The 26378-nt window shown below is 29.6% G+C and carries 21 protein-coding genes and 1 tRNA gene; 9 read left to right on the top strand and 13 right to left on the bottom strand.

Translation table 11 applies throughout. The features are described 5' to 3' along the window. The 4 genes from BLU40_RS04885 to BLU40_RS04870 all read right to left on the bottom strand — a co-directional run bounded on the left by BLU40_RS04885 (nt 1) and on the right by BLU40_RS04870 (nt 4204). Entirely contained in the window at nt 1–1374 is a 1374-nt protein-coding gene (locus tag BLU40_RS04885) for a peptidylprolyl isomerase (RefSeq protein WP_245729900.1), read from the bottom strand. 1 nt (nt 1375) lies between these two features. Then, on the bottom strand, nt 1376–2224 hold the full coding sequence (locus BLU40_RS04880; protein ID WP_090120478.1) for a hypothetical protein: 849 nt from the start codon (nt 2222–2224) through the stop codon (nt 1376–1378). A 4-nt stretch (nt 2225–2228) separates the two neighbouring features. Next, nucleotides 2229–3833 (bottom strand): peptidylprolyl isomerase, encoded by a 1605-nt coding sequence (locus BLU40_RS04875; RefSeq protein ID WP_090120474.1) that lies wholly within the window; start codon nt 3831–3833, stop codon nt 2229–2231. Between the two features lie 89 nt (nt 3834–3922). Next, nucleotides 3923–4204, bottom strand: coding sequence for a DUF493 family protein (locus BLU40_RS04870; protein WP_090120470.1), 282 nt, complete (start codon nt 4202–4204; stop codon nt 3923–3925). Between the two features lie 116 nt (nt 4205–4320). Here BLU40_RS04870 and BLU40_RS04865 point away from each other — a divergent pair, with 116 nt between their 5' ends. The 5 genes from BLU40_RS04865 (at nt 4321) to BLU40_RS04845 (ending at nt 8809) form a co-directional block, all read left to right on the top strand. Beyond that, the gene (locus BLU40_RS04865) at nt 4321–4854 is read left to right on the top strand and encodes an AAA family ATPase (RefSeq protein WP_090120467.1); all 534 of its coding nucleotides are present in this window, start codon (nt 4321–4323) and stop codon (nt 4852–4854) included. Then, the gene (locus BLU40_RS04860) at nt 4854–6746 is read left to right on the top strand and encodes a RecQ family ATP-dependent DNA helicase (protein WP_090120464.1); all 1893 of its coding nucleotides are present in this window, start codon (nt 4854–4856) and stop codon (nt 6744–6746) included. Before BLU40_RS04865 ends, BLU40_RS04860 begins: the two co-directional genes overlap by 1 nt. A gap of 4 nt (nt 6747–6750) precedes the next feature. Next, on the top strand, nt 6751–7695 hold the full coding sequence (gene fmt, locus BLU40_RS04855) for a methionyl-tRNA formyltransferase (protein ID WP_175454745.1): 945 nt from the start codon (nt 6751–6753) through the stop codon (nt 7693–7695). 191 nt (nt 7696–7886) lie between these two features. After that, nucleotides 7887–8159: an HU family DNA-binding protein gene (locus BLU40_RS04850; protein ID WP_090120461.1), complete on the top strand. Its 273-nt coding sequence runs from the start codon at nt 7887–7889 to the stop codon at nt 8157–8159. 92 nt (nt 8160–8251) lie between these two features. Continuing rightward, nucleotides 8252–8809 (top strand): YqgE/AlgH family protein, encoded by a 558-nt coding sequence (locus BLU40_RS04845; protein ID WP_090120457.1) that lies wholly within the window; start codon nt 8252–8254, stop codon nt 8807–8809. Here the strand turns inward: BLU40_RS04845 and BLU40_RS04840 are convergent. Both BLU40_RS04840 and BLU40_RS04835 read right to left on the bottom strand, forming a co-directional pair. Further along, complete coding sequence (locus tag BLU40_RS04840) at nt 8801–9619, bottom strand: aminotransferase class IV (protein ID WP_090120455.1); 819 nt, start codon at nt 9617–9619, stop codon at nt 8801–8803. The genes BLU40_RS04845 and BLU40_RS04840 overlap by 9 nt on opposite strands. A gap of 79 nt (nt 9620–9698) precedes the next feature. Further along, nucleotides 9699–10082: an START-like domain-containing protein gene (locus BLU40_RS04835; RefSeq protein WP_090120453.1), complete on the bottom strand. Its 384-nt coding sequence runs from the start codon at nt 10080–10082 to the stop codon at nt 9699–9701. Nucleotides 10083–10208: 126 nt separating this feature from the next. Here BLU40_RS04835 and BLU40_RS04830 point away from each other — a divergent pair. From BLU40_RS04830 to BLU40_RS04815, 4 genes are all read left to right on the top strand, one after another. Continuing rightward, nucleotides 10209–10282, top strand: a tRNA-Met gene (locus BLU40_RS04830). A gap of 372 nt (nt 10283–10654) precedes the next feature. After that, a complete protein-coding gene (locus BLU40_RS04825) occupies nt 10655–11788 on the top strand; it encodes an endo-1,4-beta-xylanase (protein ID WP_090120451.1) in 1134 nt (377 codons plus the stop codon). 5 nt (nt 11789–11793) lie between these two features. Beyond that, nucleotides 11794–13224 carry an MFS transporter gene (locus BLU40_RS04820; RefSeq protein ID WP_090120448.1) on the top strand — a complete coding sequence of 477 codons (1431 nt, stop codon included), beginning with the start codon at nt 11794–11796 and terminating at the stop codon, nt 13222–13224. An 8-nt stretch (nt 13225–13232) separates the two neighbouring features. Further along, nucleotides 13233–14267 carry a glycoside hydrolase family 43 protein gene (locus tag BLU40_RS04815; RefSeq protein WP_090120445.1) on the top strand — a complete coding sequence of 345 codons (1035 nt, stop codon included), beginning with the start codon at nt 13233–13235 and terminating at the stop codon, nt 14265–14267. A gap of 61 nt (nt 14268–14328) precedes the next feature. On the opposite strand, the gene BLU40_RS04810 is transcribed toward BLU40_RS04815, so the two are convergent. The 7 genes from BLU40_RS04810 to BLU40_RS04780 all read right to left on the bottom strand — a co-directional run bounded on the left by BLU40_RS04810 (nt 14329) and on the right by BLU40_RS04780 (nt 26355). Further along, complete coding sequence (locus BLU40_RS04810) at nt 14329–16020, bottom strand: acetylxylan esterase (RefSeq protein ID WP_090120442.1); 1692 nt, start codon at nt 16018–16020, stop codon at nt 14329–14331. Nucleotides 16021–16026: 6 nt separating this feature from the next. Next, nucleotides 16027–17328 (bottom strand): sugar phosphate isomerase/epimerase family protein, encoded by a 1302-nt coding sequence (locus BLU40_RS04805; RefSeq protein WP_090120439.1) that lies wholly within the window; start codon nt 17326–17328, stop codon nt 16027–16029. Between the two features lie 9 nt (nt 17329–17337). Next, on the bottom strand, nt 17338–19011 hold the full coding sequence (locus BLU40_RS04800) for a glycoside hydrolase family 43 protein (protein ID WP_090120436.1): 1674 nt from the start codon (nt 19009–19011) through the stop codon (nt 17338–17340). Between the two features lie 88 nt (nt 19012–19099). Further along, a complete protein-coding gene (locus BLU40_RS04795) occupies nt 19100–20458 on the bottom strand; it encodes an endo-1,4-beta-xylanase (RefSeq protein ID WP_090120434.1) in 1359 nt (452 codons plus the stop codon). A 34-nt stretch (nt 20459–20492) separates the two neighbouring features. Then, nucleotides 20493–21743, bottom strand: coding sequence for a carbohydrate binding domain-containing protein (locus BLU40_RS04790; RefSeq protein WP_090120432.1), 1251 nt, complete (start codon nt 21741–21743; stop codon nt 20493–20495). Between the two features lie 112 nt (nt 21744–21855). Continuing rightward, entirely contained in the window at nt 21856–23349 is a 1494-nt protein-coding gene (locus BLU40_RS04785) for a RagB/SusD family nutrient uptake outer membrane protein (protein ID WP_090120429.1), read from the bottom strand. 12 nt (nt 23350–23361) lie between these two features. Continuing rightward, nucleotides 23362–26355, bottom strand: coding sequence for a SusC/RagA family TonB-linked outer membrane protein (locus BLU40_RS04780; protein ID WP_090120426.1), 2994 nt, complete (start codon nt 26353–26355; stop codon nt 23362–23364). Nucleotides 26356–26378: the final 23 nt, after the last annotated feature.

Raw genomic sequence — 26378 nt, 5'->3', positions numbered from 1 at the left:
TTATTCTTTTTTCCAATTTTTACTAAAGGTACACTTTTTAAAATCTTTATTAATTTTTATATAAGTGTCACTAATTTTATCTTTTGCCCATTTTTCAACAGTTTCTTCTTGCTTTTTTTGCAATGTTAATTGTTGAATTTTTTCATAATCTTGTGTAAAGTTTGCAGTATGAGCTTCATCTTTAGTTTTTACAAGAATTATTTTATGCATTTTTTCGGCTCCTCTTTTTTCTTCATAAAAAGGCTCTGTAATTTCTCCTGTTTTTAAACTACTTACTCTATTATAAAGTGCAGGATCCATACGTGTTAAATCGAAATGGGTATCTGTAGTTTGAGGGTTAATTAACAATCCTTTGTTATTTCTAGTTTCCTTATCTTCAGAGTATTTTATTACAGCTTCTTCAAAAGTAAGTGTTCCTTTTAAAATATCTTCTCTAACTTTTTCTAACTCTTTAACAGAGGATGCTAATTCTGCTTCAGAAATTTTAGGTTGAATTAAAATATGACGAACATCGCGCTCTTGACCTTTAACTTTATCTACCTGAATAATATGAAATCCAAAACCAGATTCAAATGGTTCAGAAATTTCACCTTCATCCATACTAAAAGCAACTTCTTTAAATTCTTTAATAAATCCACTTTCTCTAGTAATTGTATACTTACCTCCTGCTCCAGCACCATTTCCAGAAACTGCTGGATCATCAGAATTAATAATGGCTTTTAACCTAAAGCTATAACCATTTTCTATATCTTTTTTAATTTCGTTAAGCTTTGCCACAACTCTTTTTGTTTCTTCTTCTGAAGGTTTTAAAATTTTAACAATTTGAGCCAACTCAATTTGAGCACTAAATTCAGGTAAGTTATTATCTACTTCTAAATTTTTAAAATAAGTTCTTACCTCTTCTGGAGTAACATCAATATTTTCGGTAATACTGGCTTTTTCTCGTTGAATAAGTAATTGTTCTTTTTGAATTGAACCAAGCTCATTTCTTAAATCCTCTTCATCAGAAAAACCGTAGTATTTAACCACTTTTTCCATAGAACCTAATTGCTGAGAGAAATACGCAATATTACGGTCTACCTCTTGATTAATTTCGGCTTCAGAAACTTCAATACTATCAATAACTGCGTGATGTGCAATTAGTTTTTGTGTCATTATTTCTTCTAAAATCTCACAATCTGTAATATCTACTTTACCTTCAATACGTTGTTGTAATTCTTTTTTAAACTTATCTATATCAGAATCTAAAACAATATTTTTTCCAACTACAATCGCAACCCCATCAAGTTTAATTCTGTTATTTTTTTCACTAGTTTGAGCTGTTAAACCCAAAGCTAGCATTAAAAAAGCTACTACAATACTATTTTTATTCATTTTAATATATTTCAAATTGTTCTTTTTTTTGCGCATCATCTATTAATGTTTCTTCAATATTTTTAAGCAATAATAATTTACGTTGATGTAAAATTAATTGCTTTACAGTTGGTGTTATATAGCTTTTAGGCGCTATTTCGTTTCTATTTAACACTTTTTTTATTGTTACCAAATATAAGCTTAATGAATCTTCTTTTTGAATAAATTTTCCATTTTTTAAAAGTTCTTTTTTATCTAAAATTTTTAAAACTGGAACTTTAGAAATTAAATCGGTATATTTTATCCAAATTGAATCGTTTAAATGGTAAGATTGTAAAAATAATTTATCTGATTTTAACGATTCTAAGTCTTCTTTTTTTGAAGATTTAAATAATTTAACAAGCTCTTTTTTATCTGCATAATTATTAGCTACTTTCACAAATTTTAATTTTAAAAGCTCTTCATTTAGCTTAAAATTCTCATTGTTTTTAGCATAAAAATCTTCAATATCTTTATCTGTAATTTCCGTATTTAAATATTCTTTTACAACAGCCTCTTTATAAGAGTTTATATATAAATCTTCTTTATATTTTTTTACTAAATCATCGAACTTATCTACTTTATCTGCTAAATTTAATTCTGCTTTTGAAAGTAATAATTGCTGTTTTACCCAATTATTAATATAATTATTTACCAACAAAGTACTGTCTTGTTTAGAAACTCCGTTTGTAACAACTTTAGCTAAATCTTTTTCATATAAATATGCTGTATTAACTCTTGCTACAATTTTACTTTCTTCTTTTTTTAAAGTAAAATAATTGCACGAACTAAATAATACAACAACAAATATGTAAACAATTATATTTTTCAAAAAATTAAAACTTTTTCTTTAAAACTTTTCTTTTTTCAGACTTGTTAAATTCAACCGTATATTTGTTTCTTAATTCTGCAATCCAAGCTTTTTCTAAAGCATTTTGATAATCAGAAATTACAGTACCTTTTATACTTTTCAACTCTTTATTATTATACTTTTCAACCTTGTTTGCATTATAAAACTTATTTAAGCCAATACTGTCTTTAGATTTGTTCCAAACCTTACGCTCTAATAATTCAAACAACATTAAACCTTCATTAAATTCTTTTAATGTTGCTGCAAATTTAGGGTTTGTAAATTTTAAATTTTCTTTATAATACGTTAAAACTTCGTTTTCTTTAAACTTTTTAAAATTTTCTTTAAGTGAAGGATTTCTAACTCCTTTTAAATAAGCTGCAAATGCTTTTTGATTAATTTTTTTATCATTTATAGATAATAAATTGGAATTAAGCTTTTCTAAATCTAATTTATCTTTAGTATCAAACACTTTTAAAGCTTCTTTATTTACTGTAATGTTATATTCTTTAAACAACCTATCTAAAACCGTTTGACCAATTAAATTTGATCTAGAATCTTTTTCTATTTTTTTTGTTAAGCTCGCTTTAATTTCTTCAAAACTTTGAACTGGATATTTCTTAATTAATTTTGCAATATGCCAACCATATTTAGTTTTAAACGGTTTAGAAATATCATCATTATTTTCTAGAGCAAAAGCTTGTTTAGAAAAATCTTCCACCATTCTACCATAACTAAATTTAGCCATCTTTCCACCTCTTGGAGCGCTAGACCCATCTTCTGAAACTATTTTTGCTAAACTAAAAAAATCTTGCTTATCATTTACCAATAAATTATAAATGGAATCTATTTTTTGCTTATTTTTTTCACTCAAATTTTTAAGCATAATGTGAGCAACTTCAACCTCACCTAATGATTTACGCTCGTTATTTAGTTTTAAAATATGAAACCCAAATTTGGTTCTAAATGGCATTGAAACTTCATTTTTGGCTGTATTATACGCAACATTTTCAAACGGATATACCATTTGTAATGCTGTAAAATAACCTATATCTCCACCGTTTTGTTTTACAGAAGGATCTTGAGAGTATTTTTTAGCAATTTCAGCAAAATCAGCCCCATTTATAATTAAATTTCTTGCCTCAATTAAACTATTATAAGCTTTTAAAGTATCTGCAGGTGCTGCATTTGGCTTTGCAAAAACTAATATATGACTCACATTAATCTCTTTTAATAAACGTTCATAAGCTTCACTAACTAGTTTATTAGTAACATCTTTATCTTTTAAATAAGGTAAGCTTAATGATTCTTGATATTGTTTTAATTCTTTATTTAATGTTTTTAGAGTGTCTATTTTAAGTTCTCTAGCTTGCTTTACTTTCAATTTATAATCTACAAACAAGTTTAAATATTCTTCAACACTATTTTTTGCTGAATCATCTATTAAACTAAGGTTTTTGTTATAAACTCTAATAAATTCTTGTGTATAAATTGGTTCTTTATCTATGCTAAAAAGAACTTTTGAGTTTTCTTGTGAAAATGATTTTACTGTTACAAAAAGTAATGTAAACAGTGCAAACTTTAATTTCATTAATATAGTTTTAAAAGAATTAGTAATTAAAATTACAGTTAGAAACGGTGCAATTTATTTTTTATTTTTTGTTTACGCTGTTAAAGGTATCACAAAGATATAATACCTTCTATTTTTTCGGCTTGTTTGTATTTTAAAATAACTGCATCAGCATTTTTCATAACTACATGTATTGAAACACTTGTAAACTTACCTGTTTTAGATGTTTTTTTGGTAATTACTGCACCTGCATGATTAAAAAGATTTTCTACTTGATTCACCTTATCCTCATCAGTAGGAACTATAAATTTATATAAATATTTTGAAGGAAATTTTGTATCCTTTTTTAACTTTTTCTTAAGCTTTTTGTAAAATTGTTCTCTTGTATCCATTCTATTGTTTTTAATTGACTTTGCAATTATAGTACCAACTAAAAATTGTTAATATTTAGCTGACAAAATTACACTATTATTTTTACTATAATTAAGGAATACCTTATTTTTGCAACATGCAAAACAAAATAGTAATTACTGGTGGGCCAGGCACAGGGAAATCTACCGTAATTGAAGAATTAATATACCGAAAATACGAGTGCATGAAAGAAATCTCTAGAGAGGTTACACTAAACGCTCGAAAAAATGGAACAGATCAACTGTTTTTAACTAAACCTCTACTTTTTAGCGAATTACTTTTAGAAGGCAGAGTAAATCAATATGTTGAAGCTGAAAAAAAAAATAAAGACATTGTATTTTTTGATAGAGGAATTCCTGATGTTCATGCATATATGAATTATATAAGCATTGATTATCCAGACACCTACATTCAAAAAAGTAAATTATACAAATACAATTATATTTTTCTTATGCCTCCTTGGGAAGAAATCTATATTTCAGATAGTGAACGTTACGAAAACTTTGAACAAGCCTTAGCAATTCACAATCATTTAGAGCGTACGTATAAAGAGTTAGGTTATAAAATTATTGAAGTTCCTTTTGGAACTGTAGAATTTCGTGCAGATTTTATTTTAGAATACGTAAAATAATGAGTACTCCTCTTGAAATACTCGAAAAATATTGGGGTTACACCCAATTTAGAGATCCACAAGAGGAAATTATAAATTCTGTATTAAATAAAAAAAATACAGTTGTTTTACTACCAACAGGTGGAGGAAAATCTTTATGTTTTCAAGTACCTGCATTACTTTTAGATGGTGTTTGTATAGTAATTTCGCCATTAATAGCTTTAATAAACGACCAGGTTAAAAACTTACAGGAAAAACAAATAAAAGCAATAGCATTAACCTCTCAACTAAATCAAGAAGAAATTATTACAGCTTTCGACAATTTAATGTATGGTAATTATAAATTTTTATACTTATCGCCAGAAAAATTTCAATCGCCATTAATTCAAGAAAAAATAAAACAGCTAAATGTTGGTTTAATTGCTATTGATGAAGCACACTGTATTTCTGAATGGGGGCACGATTTTAGACCTTCATACCTACTTTTAAAAGAGTTAAAAAATCTACACCCAAATGCGCCTTTAATAGCTTTAACAGCTACAGCAACTCCAAAAGTTCTAAACGATATTCAAGATAATTTAGAGTTAACTGAAACTAAGCTTTTTAAAAAATCGTTTAAAAGATCTAATTTAGGATATTATGTTATTGAAACCGAAGATATTTACGGACGCTTACTTCAAATTTCAAAAAGAATTAACGAACCTATTATTATTTACACTAATAGTAGAAAACAAACTATAGAAATATCTCAATATCTTAATCGTAATAATTTTAAAAGCAGTTATTACCACGGCGGACTTACTTTTGAAGAAAAAAATACTACGTTTAATAATTGGATGAGTGAAACTACACCAATAATGGTTGCTACCAACGCTTTTGGAATGGGAATAGATAAAGCCAATGTTAGGGCTGTTGTACATATTAACACACCAAATAGTATAGAAAATTATATTCAAGAAGCTGGTAGAGCTGGTAGAGATCAAAAAATGGCTTATGCAATAGCGTTAACCAACAAAGCATCTACAGATAATGGTTTGGCTATTTTTAACAACAATTTACCTACAGTTAAGTATGTTCAAAAAATATACAATCATTTAAATCAGTATTACAATATTTCTTTAGGTGAATTGCCAACTTCTATATTTAACTTTTCGGTTCAAGAATTTTGTAGTGTATATAAATTAAACATACTGCAAACTTATAATGCTATAAAGGCTTTAGAGAGAGAAAATATTATAAGTATCGATGAGAACTTTACCAAAAAATCTACACTAAAAATAATTATTTCTAACAATCAATTATTAAACTATTTAGACCAAAACTCATTAAACGAACAGCTATTGAATTTTATTCTAAGAAGCTATGGTGGTGTTTTTGATCATTATACAGTTATTAACGAAACTTACATTTCAAAAAAATTAAAAATTTCTAAAAGTACAGTTATTCAACAATTACAACTGCTAGACAAAGATGGAATTATTAATTATAGTTATGAAAATTCTAACTCTAGACTAACTTTTTTGGTAGAAAGAGAAGACAAATACACTATAAATAGAATTTCGAAAAATATTGAACAGCAAAACCAGTTAAAAAAAGATAAATATGTAGCTGTTGTAGATTATTTAAAAAACAACAAAGTATGCAGAAACATTCAACTTTTAAGCTATTTTAACGAAACATTAAAGAAAAATTGTAGCTTATGTGATGTTTGCAAAAGTAAAACCACAAAAAAGGTTGATTTAAAAGAAATTTCGCACCATATAATAAAGGTATTGCAAAACAACTCTTTAAGCTCTAGAGAAATTGCTGAACAATTAACGCTAAATGAAAGTGATGTTTTAAATTCACTTAAAATTTTATTAGAAAGAAATAAAATAACAATAACTTCGCAAAACAAATTCAAACTAACATAGAATTATGAGAGATATTAGAATAGTATTTATGGGCACACCAGATTTTGCCGTAGCAACTTTAGATGCCTTAATAAAAGCTAATTTTAATGTAGTTGGTGTAATTACCGCACCAGATAAACCTGCAGGGAGAGGACGAAAAATTCAACAATCTGCAGTTAAAAAATATGCTGTAGAAAATAACTTAACCGTTTTACAACCTACCAATTTAAAAAACGAAGACTTTGTTAACGAACTAGCCGCCTTAAAAGCCAACTTACAAATTGTAGTAGCTTTTAGAATGCTACCCAAAGTAGTTTGGCAAATGCCAGAATATGGTACTTTTAATTTGCACGCATCACTTTTACCTAATTATAGAGGAGCAGCACCAATAAACTGGGCTATTATTAATGGAGATACCAAAACAGGAGTTTCTACCTTTTTTATTGATGAAAAAATTGATACTGGAAACATTATTTTACAAGAAGAAACTAACATTGCCGAAAACGAAATTGTTGGAGAATTACATGATAAATTAATGAATATTGGTAGTAAGCTAGTTGTAAAAACAGTTCAGTTAATTGAAAAAGGTAATGTAAAAACCATTGAACAACCAAAACACGATACTAACCCAGCTCCAAAAATATTTACTGAAACATGTAAAATAGATTGGAATCTTAGTTTAGATAGCATTTTTAATCTTATTAGAGGCTTAAATCCATATCCTGCCGCTTGGACCACTTTAATTAATAATGGAGAAGAAACTAAACTTCAAATTTATAACATTCAAAAAGAAGTTATAGAACACAATTATAATATAGGTACTGTAATTAGTTCGAAAAAAGAATTAAAAATTGCGGTTACAAATGGCTTTATAAAAATTGATAGTTTAAAAATTTCAGGAAAGCGTAAAATGGATACTCAAAGTTTATTAAATGGTTTCACTTTTGAAGAGAATGCAATAGTTCGGTAACCCTATATTTCAAAGGGTTTCGCTCGATATATACAGTAAAACGGTATAGGTTATTAACAAAATAGCCGTTTTATTAACAAAATAGCTGTTTTTTTGGGTTAAAACTTGCATAAGCCCTTATTCCGTCTAACTTTGTCAACGCTTTAAAAAGCAAAATAAATTGTTTAACCAATTAATTTAATATTTAAATTATGAACAAATCAGAATTAATTGATGCTATGGCAGCTGATGCAGGCATCTCAAAAGTAGCAGCAAAAGCAGCTTTAGAATCATTAACAGATAATGTAACTGCAACACTTAAAAAAGGTGGTAAAGTAGCATTAGTAGGATGGGGAACTTGGTCTGTATCTAAAAGAGCAGCAAGATCTGGAAGAAATCCTCAAACTGGAAAGACTATCCAAATTGCAGCTAAAAACGTTGTAAAGTTCAAAGCAGGTGCTGGATTTAGCGATGCTGTAAACTAAACATAAGAAATTATCTTATTTAAAAGCTCTCTTTTATAGAGAGTTTTTTTTTGTCTTAAATTTTACTATATTGAAAAAAAAACGAATTCTATATGCCAACTTTAAAAGCATCAAAAGGTAAACTATTAATTTCTGAGCCATCTATTTTAGGTGATAAAGATTTTAATAGGTCGGTTATTTTCTTAACCGAGCATAATAATGAAGGAAGCATTGGATTTATTATAAATAAACCTACTGAATTTGTTCTCAACGACTTAATACCTGATATTGATTGTGAATTTAAAGTATATAGTGGCGGACCTGTTGAACAAGAAAACTTATACTTTATACATCAAATACCAGATAGCATACCTAATAGTATAGAAATTTCTAAAGGTATTTATTGGGGTGGAGATTTTGAATCATTAACAATACTTTTGAATAACAAAACAGTAAAACCTACAGATATTCGGTTTTTCTTAGGTTATTCTGGCTGGTCTATTAACCAATTAAATGAAGAATTAAAAGAAACTTCTTGGATAGTTACAAACAACAATTACCCTAATCTATTAGATGTTAATAGCAATGATATTTGGAAACAACAATTATTAAAAATTGGTGGTGAATATCAAATTTGGGCAAACGCACCTAAAAACCCATCGTTAAACTAACGTATTTGAAAGTTCTTTTAACTGTGTACCAACTACTGTTGAAAACACTTTTTTTCTATAATTTGTAACAGGTTGAACGCCAACAATAGCATTTGTTATAAAAACTTCATCCGATTTTTGAATATCGAACGGAGAAATTGAGCTCTCTTCAAACGTAAACTCATCTTGAGACTCTAAGTATTCAATTAATTTTTTACGCATTACTCCTTTAATACAGCCATCTGTAATAGGTGGAGTTATAATATGGCTACCTTTTACTAAAAAAATATTACCATTAATAGCTTCAACTACTTGTTTTCTTTCATTTAACAGTATACAATTATCGTAATTATTTTCATTACAATAAATACTAGCCAACACATTTGTTAACTTATTTGTAGTTTTTAATGTAGATAACAAACCGGAGTTTATATAAAAATCCTTATACAATTCTAGCGTATATTGCTCTTTTATTGTTTCATTTAATCCTGAAGCTTCAATTAAAAACCCAATAGCATTTGTTTCTGGAGTGTACAAACCACCATTTTCTCTATAAACACTAAATCTAACTCTAGCATTTTTTAGGTTATTTATTTCTACAGTTGATATAATTTCTTTTTCAAAATATTCCATTGTAAAGTTTAATGGAATTTCCATACGCAACATACGTAAAGAAGCCATCAATCTAAAATAATGACTTTCTAAATAAATTACTTTTAACTCTTTAACTTTAATTGTTTCAAAAACAGCATCTCCATATTTAAATGCCCTATTTGCTGCATTAAAAATATTAGATTCTTTTTCTATTAAAGCTCCATTAAAATTTATCATAGTAAAAATAATTAGGACACAAATCTACATAAAAAAACCTTGAATTATCAAGGTTAATTTTTATTCTTCTTATGTTGTTTTAAGCTCCTATAGTATGCTTTAATTCTTCAATTTGGTTTTCCCAAAACATTTTAGATTCTTCAATTTCATCTTCTTCTGCAAAATCTGTTACAATTAAAGATACATCTTTAGTTATAGCATCTATTTCCAATCTAAATTCAAAATATGATTTAGGATCTTCATCCTCTAGCCATTTTAATCTTATTTTTTCTTCTGGTCTTTCTTGTAGTACTTTAGCTTGTTCTTCTGAACCATCCCATATAAAAGTAAATAATTCACCTCTTGAATTTACGTTATCTGCAAACCACTCAGATAAGCCTGATGGCGTTGCAAAATATTGATATAACATTTTTGTTGAAGCGTGAATAGGGAACTCTATTTCAAATTTTATTTTTGCTGACATTCTTTAAATTTATGTGTACAATATATAGAAATAATCCATTTAAAAAAAATTAAATTTTAGTAAAAAATAATTAGAATTTATTTGTGGTAACAAATAAATTATTTTTATATTTGCAATCGCAAAAAAGGCGTGGTAGCTCAGTTGGTTAGAGCGTCGGATTCATAACCCGGAGGTCTGCAGTTCAATTCTGCATCACGCTACAAAATTTTAAACAATGTAAATCAGCAGTTTAGTTTTCTAAACTGCTTTTTTTATATTTAAGCTAAATGAATTTCTAAATTTCATTAAAGTAAACACAAAACCACAACTTGTTTGAGTACATAGTTTATAATATGTTTACACTATTTTCTGTCTAGAATTATAACTTAAACTTTATTCTAAATTTTGTTACTAATTTACTAAAATGTAGCTCTTAGTACTATTAACTCTGCTTTTGCAACAAATGTATTACTGTTTGCTCTTTCCGTTTTACTCATTTAAACATACTAACAATAAATTTATCATATAAAATTAAACGGTATTTAACCAATACCATATTAATGTAGTTAATCATAAAAAATTACTGAACCACAATGATAAATTCAACTAAAACACTTCTTCTATTACTTATAGTTATAGTAAGTATTAATTGTACTTCAAAAAAGAAAAAAGAACCTATTTCAACAACCAAAATATCTCTTCAAAAAAAGTTTAAAAACAACTTTTTAATTGGTGCTGCTATAAACGACAATCATATACTTGAAACCGATTCGCTTGGTATAAACATTCTTTCAAGTGAATTTAACACCATTACTCCAGAAAATATTATGAAATGGATGTATGTGCATCCAAAGCCTGATACCTTTTATTTTGATATGACAGATAAATATGTAGACTTTGGCGAGAAACACAATATGCATATTGTAGGTCATACTCTACTTTGGCATTCACAAATTGCTCCTTTTATGAATGAAATAAAAGATAGTACTGTAATGGCAAAACATATAGAAAAACAAGTAAACACAGTTGCGGGAAGATATAAAGGTAGAATTCATACTTGGGATGTTGTTAATGAAGCTTTAAATGAAGATGGAACTTTCCGTGAATCTAACTTTTTAAAAGTTATGGGAGAAAATTATATTGGATATACTTTCGATTTAGCTTCAAAAGCAGACCCTAAAGCAAATTTAATTTACAACGATTATAACTTATGGAAACCTAAAAAACGTGCTGGTGTTGTTAAGTTAGTTAAAAACCTTCAAGCCAAAGGAATTAAAATTGATGGTATTGGAATGCAAGCACATTATAGTCTAGATGGTCCATCTTTAGAAGATATTGAAAATAGTATACTTGCTTATGCAGAATTAGGCTTAAAAGTAAGTTTTACAGAATTAGATGTAACTGTATTACCAAATCCTTGGGATTTAAATGGCGCTGCTGTTGAACAAAGTTATGAACAATATGAAGGCGATATTAAAATGGACCCTTATCGATCTAAATTCCCTCTAGAAATGCAAAAAAAACTTGCAAAACGTTACCAAGATATTTTCAACTTACTATTAAAACATCAAGATAAAATTAGCAGAGTTACTTTTTGGGGAGTAAATGATGGTAGCTCTTGGTTAAACAATTGGCCAATTAATGGTAGAACAAATCATCCTCTTTTATTTGATAGACAATTTCAACCAAAAGAAGCCTACAATACCCTACTTAACCTCAACAATTAACCCTTATGAACAACGAAAAATTATCAATTAGAGAAAAAATTGGTTATAGTCTAGGAGACCTTGCTGCAAACTTGGTTTTCCAAACCCTAATGACATATTTAGCCTATTTTTATACAGATATTTATGGGCTTCAACCTAACGATGCCTCTATAATAATATTAGTGGTTGGTTTAATTGCAGCCTTTGCTTTCAACCCAATAATGGGAGCTATTGCAGATAGAACACATACAAAATGGGGGAAATTTCGTCCGTGGATTTTATGGACAGCTGTACCTCTTGGAGCAGTTGCTTTATTAGCCTTTAGTACTCCTGATTTTGACTACAAAGGAAAAGTAATTTACGCAGTTATTACTTACACTCTATTATTGATGCTTTATGCAGCAAACAACTTACCTTATTCGGCTTTAAGTGGTGTAATTACAGGTGATATGGGAGAACGTAATAGTATTTCGTCATACCGTTTTGTTGCTGTAATGATTGCACAATTTTTTGTACAAGTATTTATGTTGCCAATTATTGAAACCGCTGGTGGTGGAGATAAAGCGGTTGGAATTGAAATTGTAATGACTTGGTTGGCAATTATTGGAACCATAATGTTATTAATCACGTTTTTTACAACCAAAGAAAGAATTGTTCCTAAACCAGAACAAAAATCAAGTTTAAAAGAAGACATTGGCGACCTTATAAAAAATAAACCTTGGATAATAATGTTAACGCTAACTACTTTAGTGTTTATTACACTTGCTTTAAAAGGTGGTTCGTATGTGTATTATTTCGAAAACTTTGTTGATGAAACTGCATTAACTCAATTTTTACAACCAATTTTAAATTTCTTATCAGATATTGGAATGAATTTCTTTGGTGAAAATCCAGTTTCTGCAGGATTTGGTTTATTTAATGCCGGAGGAATTACTTTTATGATTGTTGGTATAATGTTTTCTAAAAAATTAGCAGACAAATATGGAAAAAGAGATGTTTTTGGCGTTTTCTTATTTCTTTCAACAATATTTATTATTCTATTTTACTTTATCCCAGCAACATCTGTAAAGTTGATGTTTATTTCGCAAATACTGCACGGTTTTTTCTATGGAATTACCATTCCTCTTTTATGGGCAATGATTGCTGATGTAGCAGATTTTTCAGAATGGAAAACAAACCGAAGAGCAACTGCTATTATTTTTTCAGCAATGATGGTTGGCTTAAAAGGTGGTTTAAGTATTGGAAGTGCTCTTTTAACTGCAATACTTGGTAGTTATGGCTACAATGCTGAATTAGCAATACAATCTGAAAGTGCTATAATTGGAAGTAAAATGCTAGTAAGTATTTACCCTGCAATTCCTTTTTTAATAGGAACTGGACTTCTATTTTTCTATGAAATAAACAAAAAATTTGAAGTTCAAATTGAAAATGATTTAAAAGAAAGAAGAACTAAATAAAACATATTATGCCTGAAGAAAGTATACAACATATAGATTTTGATGAATTAAATAAAAAGGCAATTTCTAAACCTTTAGTTTCGCATATGTACACTGCCGATCCATCGGCTCACGTATTTAATGGAAAAATTTACATTTACCCATCGCACGATATTGATGCTGGTGAAGCATTTGACGATTTAGGAAGTCATTTTGCTATGGAAGATTATCACGTTCTTTCAATGGATACTATTGATAGTGAAGCTGTTGATAATGGTTTAGCCTTACACGTAAACGATGTTCCTTGGGCTGAACAGCAACTGTGGGCTCCAGATGCACACGAAAAAAATGGAACTTACTATTTATTTTTCCCTGCGAAAGCTTACGATGGAATTTTTAAAATTGGAGTTGCAACAAGTTCATCTCCAACTGGTCCTTTTAAAGCTCAACCAGAAGCAATTAAAGGAAGTTTTTCTATAGATCCCGCTGTTTTTAAAGATGATGATGGTAGCTATTATATGTATTTTGGTGGTTTATGGGGCGGACAATTGCAACGCTGGAGAACTGGAAAGTTTAATGCAGAACAACCAGATAGCCCAACAGCCTTTTTACCAAAAGATAATGAACCTGCATTGTTACCAATTGCAGCAAAAATGTCTGATGATTTATTAGAGTTTGATGAAACTCCAAGAAAATTAGAAATAGTAGATGAAGAAGGCAATTTGCTATTAGCAGGAGATAATGACCGACGATTTTTTGAAGCTGCTTGGATGCACAAATACAACGGAAAATACTACTTCTCCTACTCTACTGGAGATACTCATTTTATTTGTTATGCTATTGGAGATAATCCTTACGGACCATTTACTTATAAAGGTAAAATACTAGAACCTGTTGTGGGTTGGACAAGTCACCATTCGGTATGTGAAGTTGATGGAAAATCGTACTTATTTTACCACGATTCTTCTTTATCTAAAGGTGTAACACATTTAAGATCGGTAAAAGTTGCTGAAATAACTTATAAAGAAGATGGAACCATAGTTCCTCTTAAACCCTATTTGTAATTAATGTTTGTTTTAAGTTAGATAAAAAAAGGAGCAATTATATATTGCTCCTTTTTTATTTTTAAAACTTAAACTGATCTTTAAAAAAAGCCATCATCTCTTTTTTTGATCCAGATTCTCCAATATGGCTATCATTTGGAAATATTTTAAATTTTTTTTCGCTTTTGATCTTGTTATAGGCTGAAAAACCAATTCTTGGAGGGCAATCATCATCAAATAAGCCTGTAATATATAAAGTTGGGCATTTTATCATTTTTGCAAAATGAATTGTATCTATATAATTTAGATTATTCATTGCAGTTTTAAAATCACAAGAGTTATTATAAAAATTTAAAAAACCTTCTATTTCACCATTTATAAGCTTTCGAATCCTTAAATGATTTTTTAAATCGGTTGGGAAAGGATCAAAATAAGCGCAGGCACTAATGCTTTTTGAAGCCAAACTTGCTGTCATTAAAGCTAAACCACCTCCTTGACTACCTCCCAATACTCCTATTTTTGATGAATCTACTTCTTCTCTTGAAACCAAAAATTCAACTGCTCTTATACAATCCATATATATTTGACGATAGGCACTTTCTTCTTTATTGCATATTTGATGTCCAAAAAAACCTGGACTTTCTAATTTATCTTCAACAATTTTATCGCTTATGCCGTGACCTCTAACACAAAAAGCCAGTTCAATTACATCTTCATCAACAGTTAAAAATTCATCTAAATTTTCAAAACCATAACCGTAACCTGGTAAGTTTAGTAATGCAGGATATTTTCCTTTTTGCTTTGGCACAAAATAATAGCCTCTTATTGTTAAGTTATTTATTGATTTCATTTCAACAATAAAACCATCTCTTTTTGAAGTACACAAACTGTCAATTTTTTTAACTTTGAAATTTGGAGGAATTGTTTTCAATTCTGCAATTGCTATATCCCAAAATTGGTTAAAATCAGCTGGTTTGTTGTATGTATTTTTAATTTTAGTAGGATTTACAGTAAACCAACTTACAGCACCACTAAAACCCATATTTTTAGCATTTACAATAACTTCATAAAAACCTGGAGCCAAGTTTTCTTTACTCAAATCTATCCGAAAATGTTTTGTATTCTTTTTTACAAAAGCATTTTTCACAAACAAAGTATCAGCAAAATCGTTTCTTATGAAAATATCCAATTCGGCATCAGAATTTAAATTCATATTTAAATTGAATAAGACTTCAGATGATTTTTCAAACAAATGATTTTCAGAATTAAAGCTTATTTCAATTTTAGAATTGTCAAATTTATATTCAGCATAAAATTTAACACTATTATGACTTTTACCTCCCGTGTATGAAAAATTAGAACAATTAATTTCAATGGTATTTTCTTTATCTATAAAAAGAACGTCGTTAGGTATTTTAAACTTTGTAATATTATACTTTGGATTAGCAGACCATTTAAATTTATTTGATATATCACCTCCAATATAAACTCCGTTTATATAAATATCTTTAACATCTAGTAGTAGACAAACTTCTAAAATGTAGCTTGCTTTATTTGTATTTTTAGGAATCTTAAATCTCGTACTTAATTTGCCTGAAGGAGTTAAATATGATAAACCCTGCCTTTCCCAAGACAACAACAAATTAACATTGTTATTAACTGTAAAAACTGAATCTTTTTTATAACTAAATTCCCAATTAAATGGTAATAGGTTTTGTGCCTTAATTGAAAAAACAGAAAAAACTAAAACAAGAAAAACATATCTCAATTTCATAATTTGTTATTTATAACATTTCACAAAATTATTATAATATAAGTACCGATAAGCCATTTCGGCACTAATTATTGGCAAAAAATCATAAATTTCAATTTCAGCAATATTGTATTTTAAACCTGCTTTTTCTGCAAGTTTATAGATAGCTTCAAAATTAGTTTCACCACTTAAACCTAATTCTTTTTCATCCTTTACGTGCCAACTATAAAAACGTCCTGGATATTTTGTAAAATAATCTATTGGATTCACTTTTGCTTTTTTCATCCAATACAAATCAGCTTCAAAAAATACATAATTTGGGTTTGTGTTTTCTAACCAATAATTATAAATTATATTATCACCAATTTTTTTAAACTCTTTGGTGTGATTGTGTACTCCAAATTCAATTCCATTATCGGAACACATTTTACCAATTTCATTATAATAATTAACATACAGTTCAACATCTTTTAATGTATTTACTTTATCTAATTCATTACTTGAAGTGATTATATAACTTACACCTGCTTCTGCGTGATCTTTAATGCATTGTTTCCACCAAGACATTACTTCTTTCTTACTCGAATCTAAAAAGTTTTTAAACACCATTGAACCCTTAAATTTTAAACCACTTGCTTCAACCAACTTTTTAAAACTCTTTGGACTTCTGTTATAAAACTTACCTTCTTGATACGCAAAGTTTTCAATAAAACTATATCCCATTCTACCTAATTGTTTTAAGGTTTCTTTTGGGTTTTCATTCATTAAATCTTTTACTGAAACTAACTGAACACCAATATTTTTATCTTTTGAATTTTGCTTAATATATTTAACTGACCACAACTCTTTACCCTTTGGATTTGTTGCTTTTAAAACTACTTCAGTACTATTGATAAAATAAAATTTAACTGTCATTATAGCTTCTAACAGCAAGTTTTCATCATTCATTATTAACACATCTTCTCCAATAAACCTGCCTTTTCCTATAAAACTTTCATTATGTTCATTGGTACCATTTGCAATAATTTGATTGCTTTTTTTATCATAAGAAATTAACTCTACAAGTATAGTTTTCCATTTATTATCTCTTTTCTCAAAAACTTCAACTTGTAATGCATTATTAATTGAAATTTTTGGAGTAACAACCATTTTAATTTTAGATGAATCTCCTAAAAAATCATCTTCAATATTATCTGCACTATACCAAGTTCCAATATATTGAGTTAATTTTTGTTGCTGATTAATTCCTTGCTGTTGAGCGTTTAACATAGTTTTATTAAATATGGTTAGAACAAAACACAATACTAAATAGATCTGTAATTTTTTCATAGGAATAGCTTACTTTATATTTTCAATTTGAAACCAATTGTATTGGGCTACATTTTTACTTTCTTCACCTAAAGAAGTTGTGTACATTGCGTAAATAGTTCCAACAAAACCGCCAGCTGTTTTGGTACTTAAAAAACGAGCATTTACATTATCTTTTAGAGTTTTCCATTGATTCTGTTCTTCAGCATATAAAAAGCTATATGCGCTTCCTTTTGCTTCTATTTTTAATTTTACTGAAGCGCTTGATTTTAATGGTTTCTCTACTAATAACTTCATACTATCTTTTGTAGATTGAAACAATTGAATTACTGGTTTACCTTTTGAAACAGACTTGCACATATAATAAAAATATTCATTATTTTGAAATGCAATTAAACCTGCTTTTTCATTTTCTTTTGAAGTATTAAAGTCCATTTCTGTACTTACACTTCCTTGTGAATGTTGTTGTCTGTACCCAATAAAACTTGGGTTTACAAGGTTAGAAACACTTTCTGATCGTGTATTAATTTGTAAGCTTCCATTTGAAATATTGTACCATTTTTCTCTTGGTGTACGTAAAAACAACCATTCAAAATCTAATTCAGCATTATCAAATTCTTCCTTAAATGTATAATTACCGCTGTGTTTAAATGATTCTTTTTGCTTTACAATATTGTTTGGTGTTGGGTAGCTTTGTTTTACAACATCTCCTCCTAAATCAAAAACTGGCCAATTATTTTCCCATTTTACAGGAGCCATAAATGTTTCTCTTCCTGTGTTGTAATGGTTATCTTCATAAGGTCTGCAACCTAAAAACACACCCCACCAATCGCCATTTGCATCTTCAATAATATCTGCGTGACCTACTGAAGTTATAGGGTTTGGTCTATCTTCCTTTAAGTGTCTTTGTGATAATATTGGATTATTTTTATAACTAATATAAGGGCCTTTTACATTTTCACTTCTAAAAACAACTTCCGAATGATCTTCAGCTGTTCCACCTTCAGCAGCTAATAAATAATAAAAGCTGTTTTTTTTATAAATATGTGGACCTTCAATCCAAATTGGTTTTTTAGAAAAATCTGAGCCACCATTTACCAAAATTATTGGTTCTCCAACTACGCTTCCTTTTACAACATCAATTTCATACATTTTAATAGTTCTATGCCCTTCATACAACGGTTTTTTATCCGGAGCATCACTATTGTAAATTATATAAACTTTTCCATTATCATCAAAAAACAGTGAAGGATCAATTCCTTCAACTTCAGGTAACCAAATTGGATTAGACCAAGGTCCTTCAGGATTTGTAGCTGTAACAAAAAAATTGTTTTTACCAGCAACAATTGTGCAGGTTACATAATAAATCCCATTGTTATACCGAATTGCAGGCGCAAAAACACCTCGTGAAACATCTAAACCATCTAAATCTAATTGTTCTGGCCTGTCTAACACATTTCCAATTTGTTCCCAATTCACTAAATCGTTACTCTTAAAAATTGGAATTCCTGGGAAATACGCAAACGTGGAATTTACCAAATAATAAGAATCATGTGCTTTACAAATACTTGGATCTGGATAAAAACCTTGTAGTATTGGATTGGAATACTCGTTTATTTTAGGTTCTACTGGCTTATTTTTACCACAGCCAGAAGTTATAAATACAAACACTATAATTGTTATTAATACTCTTATATTCTTCATAATTTTTGCTATAAAAAAACGGGCTTAAAACTTGAAAAGAATGAGAATCTTTCAATATTTTAAACCCGCTACCTTAATTTAATTTTTATTATTGTAATCCTGCTAGGAACCCAAAATAGGCTTGTTTTTTGTTATAACCAGCATCAAATAGCAATGGCCAATCGTCATTTCCCCAGAAATTAATTAACCAAGATTCATTATCTCTAACACCCCAAACAGTTAATGCAAATTTATTATCTAAAGGAATTGAATTGTAAATTTTTACAACTTCCTCATATTTATCTCTTTGCTTTTCTGCTCTTTCATTAGTTAATGAAGTCAAGTCATTACTAGGATTTGCTCTAATATCTAGTTCAGCAAAATGCAATTTTAAATCTCTTGAAACTACACCATCAGCTAAGCTTTGAATTTGTGAAGCCGAAGGACCATCATAAGAAATATGCATTTGTCCACCAACACCATCAATTAAATCACCTAAATCGTCAACTATACCAAACATTGCAGCTCTTTTTGTTGAACTCGCTGCCATATTATAATCGTTGTAAAAAAGTAACACATCTGGATCGGCATTTCTAGCAAATTGGAAACATTTTTTAATATAATCGTCTCCCATTTTTTGTCTGAAAACTGAATTTCTTAATGGATGACCAGCACCATCTTCTAAAGCTTCATTAACTACATCCCAAGATCTGACCTTACCTTTATATCTAGTAAGAGTAGTTGTAATGTAATCTTCAACCATTGCTTCAAACTCTGCATCAGTACCAGAGAAATTCTCTACCCAAGAAGGTGTTGCATTGTGCCAAATTAAAGCGTGTCCGTGAACATTAATATCATTTGCCACTGCAAAATCTACAATAGCATCAGCAGCACTAAAATCATAACTTCCTTCTGAAGGATACATAATGTTCATTTTCATTTCATATTCCGAAGTAAGATTGTTAAATTCTTGCTTTAAAATATCGGTATGTTGACCGCCTGCATTAACCCAAGCAGATCTTGTAATTGTACCTACTGAAAAAGTAGTTGCTGCAGCTTTTAGACTTTCAGAACTTCCTGAACCACAGAAACCATTTGGACAAATTCCGTTTTCATCAACTCTAATTGTTTTTGAAGCTGTAGTAGTTACTCCATCATAAATTACATATAATTTAATTTCGTATTCTCCACTTTCGTTATATCTTACTTCATCAATTCCAGGTTCATCGGCTTCAGTTCCATTTTCTAAACCAAAATCCCAATAACTGCTAAATGAAGCTGAACTAGTTGTTGTATTCTCTAAAAGCAGTACAAAAGGGTCATCAGATGAAATTGTATACTCAAATGATGCTTGCAGAACTTCTGGAATTTCTACTTCTGTTCCCAACAAATCTTCACCATCTCCATTTGAACAGGAAAATGAAATAATTGAAATAAAAAGTACTATTAATAATTTATTTATTTTCATAATTGAAATATTAGTTTATCTAATAAAATTGTAATTATTCTTTTTTAACAAGCTTAATATTATCTATAATAAAGCTACCTGCTGATTTACCCATATCTAATGAAATGTTAGTTTCTGGTTCATTTGCCGTAAATGTCCAAGTATGTTGCTCCCAATCTGAAGTAATCGTATAATTTGGGCCATATTGTGCACTTGCATCTGGTTTTGTAGAAAAACGAACAATACAAGCATCTCCTTTTGCCCATAAAGACACTTCATATTCTACACCAACTTCTGTAGTAACAGCATCACTAACAAATTGTGCATCCCATTCATTTCCATCAGCACCATTATTTACATATAATGCTCTTGCTCCACCTAACACATCTGTAGTTTCTTCAGACATTCTTTCTCCACCATTCCATTTACCCCAATTAGTAAATTCGTCTCCTTCACCTTCTTCTAGACCTCCGTTTAATACTAAACTATCATCACTTGGTAATGGTAAAGCTTCAGTTCCTTTTACAGCTTCAATAGCATCAATTACAAAAGAACCTCCAGTTGCACCCATATCTAATGAAATATTAGTCATTGGTTCATTTGCTGTAATTGTCCAAGAATACTGTTGCCATTCTGAAGTTAATGTATAATCTGGTCCGTATTGTGCAGTTGCATCTGGTTTTGTAGAAAAACGAATTGCTACAGGATCTCCTTTAGCCCAAACAGAAAAAGTATAACTTTCTCCTACTTCAGTTTCAATAGCATCACTAACAAATTGTGCATCCCAAGCATTTCCATCAGCTCCATTATTAACATACATTGCTCTTGGCCCTACAAGTGCATCTGTAGTTGCAGACATTCTTTCTCCTCCATTGTATTTACCCCAGTTATCAAACTCATCTCCCTCTCCTTCAGTTAAATAAGCATTTACAATTAAATTATCAGGGTTTGTTAAAAATCCTTCATCAACTGGTACAACCACAGAAATACTTTCAGTAGTTTGCAAAGCATCTACAGAACTAACCATAGTTAACGTTACTATTTTATCTCCATCTACTTTGTATTGATATTCAACTGGGCCTGCTAAATCTGCATATTTTTTTCCTGCAATTTCAAACTCCCAATAGCTATAAAATTCATCTTTATTTGGAGTTGTATTTTCAAAATAATAAATACTTGTATCTTCTTCTGATTGTGTAATTGTAAATGTTGGCTGCTCTAATTGTACAACAACTTCATCGTCATTATCACATGACCAAAATGAAATAATTAAACACAATAAGCCTATAATTTTCGTTGTTTTCATAATGTATTTTATTTTAATAATAATTATAAAATATTTTTTAGGTTTTGTTAATTAAAGACGAGTATTTAAACCCGTCATTAATTAACTTTAAACTCAATTATTAACTCTTTTATTAATATCCAGGGTTTTGGTTTTCTGCTCCAATGCTTACATTAGAACTAATCTCAGCATCTGGTATTGGCCATAACTCGTGCTTACCAGCTTGGAAATTTGTTCCTGCTAATTCATCTGCAACTATTCCCCATCTAATCATATCATCAAAACGAACTTGCTCTCCAGATAATTCAACTTTTCTTTCGTGAACTACTGCATCAAAAACTGCTTGTTTAGTTAGGTTAGTTGGCAAATCATCTAAATCTGCTCTAGATCTAACTTGATTAATGTATCCAATTGCATTTGCTTGTGTACCAACTTCATTTTCACATTCGGCCATCATTAATAATACATCTGAATAACGAATAATTTTTACATTAATTCCTGATTCTTGGTTTTCTGAAGTTTGCTTGTAATAGTTTTGATATTTTTTCCAAGCAACTGGTCTAATATTTCCTCCATTTTCAGCAAAATCAGACTCAACAAATGTATTTGCTCCATTGTTATAAGTATCACCTACTACATAAAAACTACCTGCAAATCTATTATCTCCTGGCTCAAATTCGGCTACTAAATCATCTGATGGATATACATTAAACCAATCTAAAACACCATAATCTTGACCTCTTAAAGTTGCATGATTTGGTCCTGTACCTGTTACTGCAGACCACCATTTTTGACTTGTACCTAAAGCAACATCATATTCTACTTCAAAAATAGATTCTACACCATGTTCTGTTTCTTCCATAAAATTATTGAAGTAATCATCTTCTAAAGAATAACCAGAAAGTTTTTTAAACTCAGCCAATGCTAAATCATAAGATTGCTCATACAATAATACTTTACCTAAAAATGCTTGTGCAGCTCCTTTTGTTGCTCTTCCCAAATCTGCTTCTGCACTTTTATCTAATAAATTTGTTGAAGCATATTTTAAATCATCAATTATTAATTGGATTACATCTTGTTTTGGACTTCTTGGTTGTCCTTCTGGATTGTCTGAACCATCTCCTAAATAAATTGGAACATCACCAAATCTATTTACTAATAACCAGTAGTAATAAGCTCTTAAAAAGCGTGCTTCTCCAATATACTTTGCTTTTTTTACTGCGCTTAATTCACCATCAGAAAGTCCATTAATTTTTTCACTATTACTAATAACAAAATTCGATTTGTTAATTCCTCTATAACAACCATCCCAATAATCTTTTATTTGATTGTTACTAGAGTCGAATGAGAAATCGTAAAAAGTAACTTTATCTCCTTCTTGCTGACCATTTCCTGATTGCTCGTGAGACATATTATCCATCATATAGAACATTAACCTACCGTAAAGTCCTATAGGTTGTAAATTTGCATATGCTGCATTAACCGCTGATTGTACTTGAGACTCGTTTGAGAAAAATGTATCAGGCGATAATTGATTAGGGTTTGTTAATTCCAAATCATCTTCGGAACAAGAGTTTATTGTAAAAACTCCTAAAAACGCTATTACTATTAAAATATATTTTTTCATAATTATTATGTATTAAAATGAAACTTGAACACCAACTAAAACTGATTTAGGTTGAGGGTATGTACCTCTATCAACTCCAAATTCTCCACCACCTATTTCTGGATCTAAACCAGAATAATCACTAATAGTTACTAAATTTTGACCACTAACATATACGCGTAGCTTAGAGAAATAATTTTCAATCAATTCACTTGGAACAGTATATCCTAAAGAAATATTTTTTAATCTTGTGTAAGAACCATCTTCAACAAAACGATCAGAAACTCCATTATTTTGAGGCGCTCCTAAAATTCTAGGTTCAGTACCTGTTGGGTTTGATGTAGACCATCTGTTATTGTTGTATTCTGAACTAATATTAAATAATCTGTTTGCTCCACCAACTAAATCGTATGTATTAGTGTTAAAAATTTCATTTCCGTAAACTCCCGTTACAAAAACACTTAAATCGAAATTTTTATATTGAGCGTCTAAATTTAAACCGTAAGTTAATTCTGGGAATGGATTTCCAATAATAGTTCTATCATCAGAATTAATAGTTCCATCATTGTTTAAATCTTTAAAGCGAATATCTCCAGGTTGAACAATTTTTTGACCAGTATTTGCCCAAAATACTGCATCTACTTCTTCTTGAGTTTGGTAAATACCATCACTTTCTAATCCGTAAAAATGGAATAATGATTCACCAACAACTGTACGTGTAATGTTACCACCACCTTTAAATCCAGATCCTGTAATATCGTCACGTCCACCTAAATTCAATACCTCATTTTTAGAGGTTCCTAAATTTAAGTTTGCAGACCAAGTAAAGTCACCTTCATAATCGTTATATCCAAATACAAATTCAAAACCTTTAGTTTCTACAGAACCTGCATTAACAGGTAAACTTCCTGCGTGAATACCACTTGATAGTACTGATGGAATGTAAATTAATAAATCATCACTTGTATTTTGGTAGTATTCAAATGAAGCTGTAAATTTTTCATTAAATAAACCTACATCTAAACCAACATTTATAATTTCTTTAGTTTCCCATTGTAAATCTTGGTTTGCTCCACCATTAGCTGTAACACCAAATGCAACTGCACCTCCAATAGGGTACTCAAAACCAGAAGTTAACGATGGTGCATATAAATAATCTCCAATAGCATCACTACCTACAGTACCATAACTAGCTCTTAATTTTAAGTTTGAAAAATCTAAATCTTCCATAAACTTTTCTTTAGCAATATTCCATCCTGCAGAAGCTGAATAAAAATTAGACCAACGTTTATTTGAACCAAATCTTGATGAAGCATCTCTTCGGTATGAAACTGAAGCAATATACTTACCATCATAATTATAGTTAATACGTCCTAAATATCCTAATTTGTTTATTTCTGAAGAACCAGAACTTAAACTAGAATCTTCATTAGAAAGTTGATCAACCTCATCAGTTACAGCATTTCTACTTGTAGCACTTTGGCTATTGTTTTTTCCTTCATATTTTTCAATAAGCGCTAACACTTCAAAATTATGAACGTCATTTAGCGTTTTATTGTATGTTAAACTATTATCAAAAATTATTGTTTGACCATATCCACTATATCTTTGAATAAATGCATAGTCTTGCGCATGTGTACTACTTCCTTCAACACTATCATCGCTAAATGAAGGTGTAAAATTACTATTGTTATAGGTGTAATAATCTAAACCTACTTGAGATTTAAAGTTTAAACCTTCAATAATTTCATATTCAGCATAAATATTTCCAATAATACCTAATGTTTTATTTACAGCATCGCCAAGAGTTTGAACTCTAACTGGGTTCTCAGCATCTTGTCCGTCTGCAGAAGATGAAGGTCCTTGGAAACCACCTAAGTTACTTGCATTATAAACATTTAAATAAGGTGCAGCTTTAATGGCATGTTCAATTACAGTTCTTCCTCCAGAATTTAATTCTGGGTTTTGTTTACCAAAAGAAATTGACATTGATTCGCCTATTTTTAATTTTCCAAATTTAGCAGAACTGTTAGCTCTAAAAGAATAACGCTCAAAACCTGTATTAATTAAAGTACCTTCTTGCTTTAAATATTCTGCAGAGAATAAATGTGTAGAATTATCATTACCACCAGAATAACTAAGGTTATAATCTTGAATCATTCCTGTTCTAAAAATTTTATCTTGCCAATCTGTATCTGTTTGGAAAGTTGACAATGGTCTATTTGGAAAAGCTCCTAATTCTGCAGCATATTTTAAATAATCAATGGTATTTAAAACATCATATCTTTCAGAAACTGTTTGGAAACCAGTATACGTATTGAAACTAAGTTTTCCTTTTCCGTTTTTACCTTTTTTTGTTGTTACTACTACAACCCCATTTGATCCTTGAGCGCCGTAAACAGCAGTTGTAGAAGCATCCTTAAGTACAGATACTGATTCAATATCATTAGGACTAATTCCTGATAAATTACCAACAATAACACCATCAATAACATATAAAGGAGAATTACTACCTACTGAACCTAAACCTCTAATTAATACTGAAGGTGAAGATCCTGGAACACCACTATTAGCAATAGTTACACCTGCTGCTCTACCTTGTAAGGCAGACTCTGCATTGGTAACAGGTAATGCTCCCATTTTTTCAGAATCTACTGTTGAAATTGCTCCAGTTACTTCTGCTCTACTTTGCTTTCCATAACCAACAATTACTACTTCATCTAAAGATTCTGCAGAAGCTAACAACACTACATCTACTTTTGTTTTATCTCCAACTAAAATAGATTGTGAGACCATACCTACATAACTAAAAACTAAAACATCTTGAGATGATAAATTTTCTAAGGCGTAATTTCCATCAAAATCTGTTGATGCTCCCTTTGTTGTTCCTTGTACAAGAATTGTAACACCCGGAAGAGGCTGTCCTGAGTTATCAGTTACCAAACCTGAAACTCTGGTTGTTTGTGCACTTATTGTATGTGTACAAACCATTATTAATGCAATAATTGCAAATTTAAACTTTGTCATATTCATATTATTTGGTTAAAAAA

This window comes from Lutibacter oricola, assembly GCF_900106565.1.
Lineage (GTDB): Bacteria > Bacteroidota > Bacteroidia > Flavobacteriales > Flavobacteriaceae > Lutibacter > Lutibacter oricola.
Note: the sequence above shows the minus strand (reverse complement) of the source record. Positions and strands in the feature narration are given on the sequence as shown.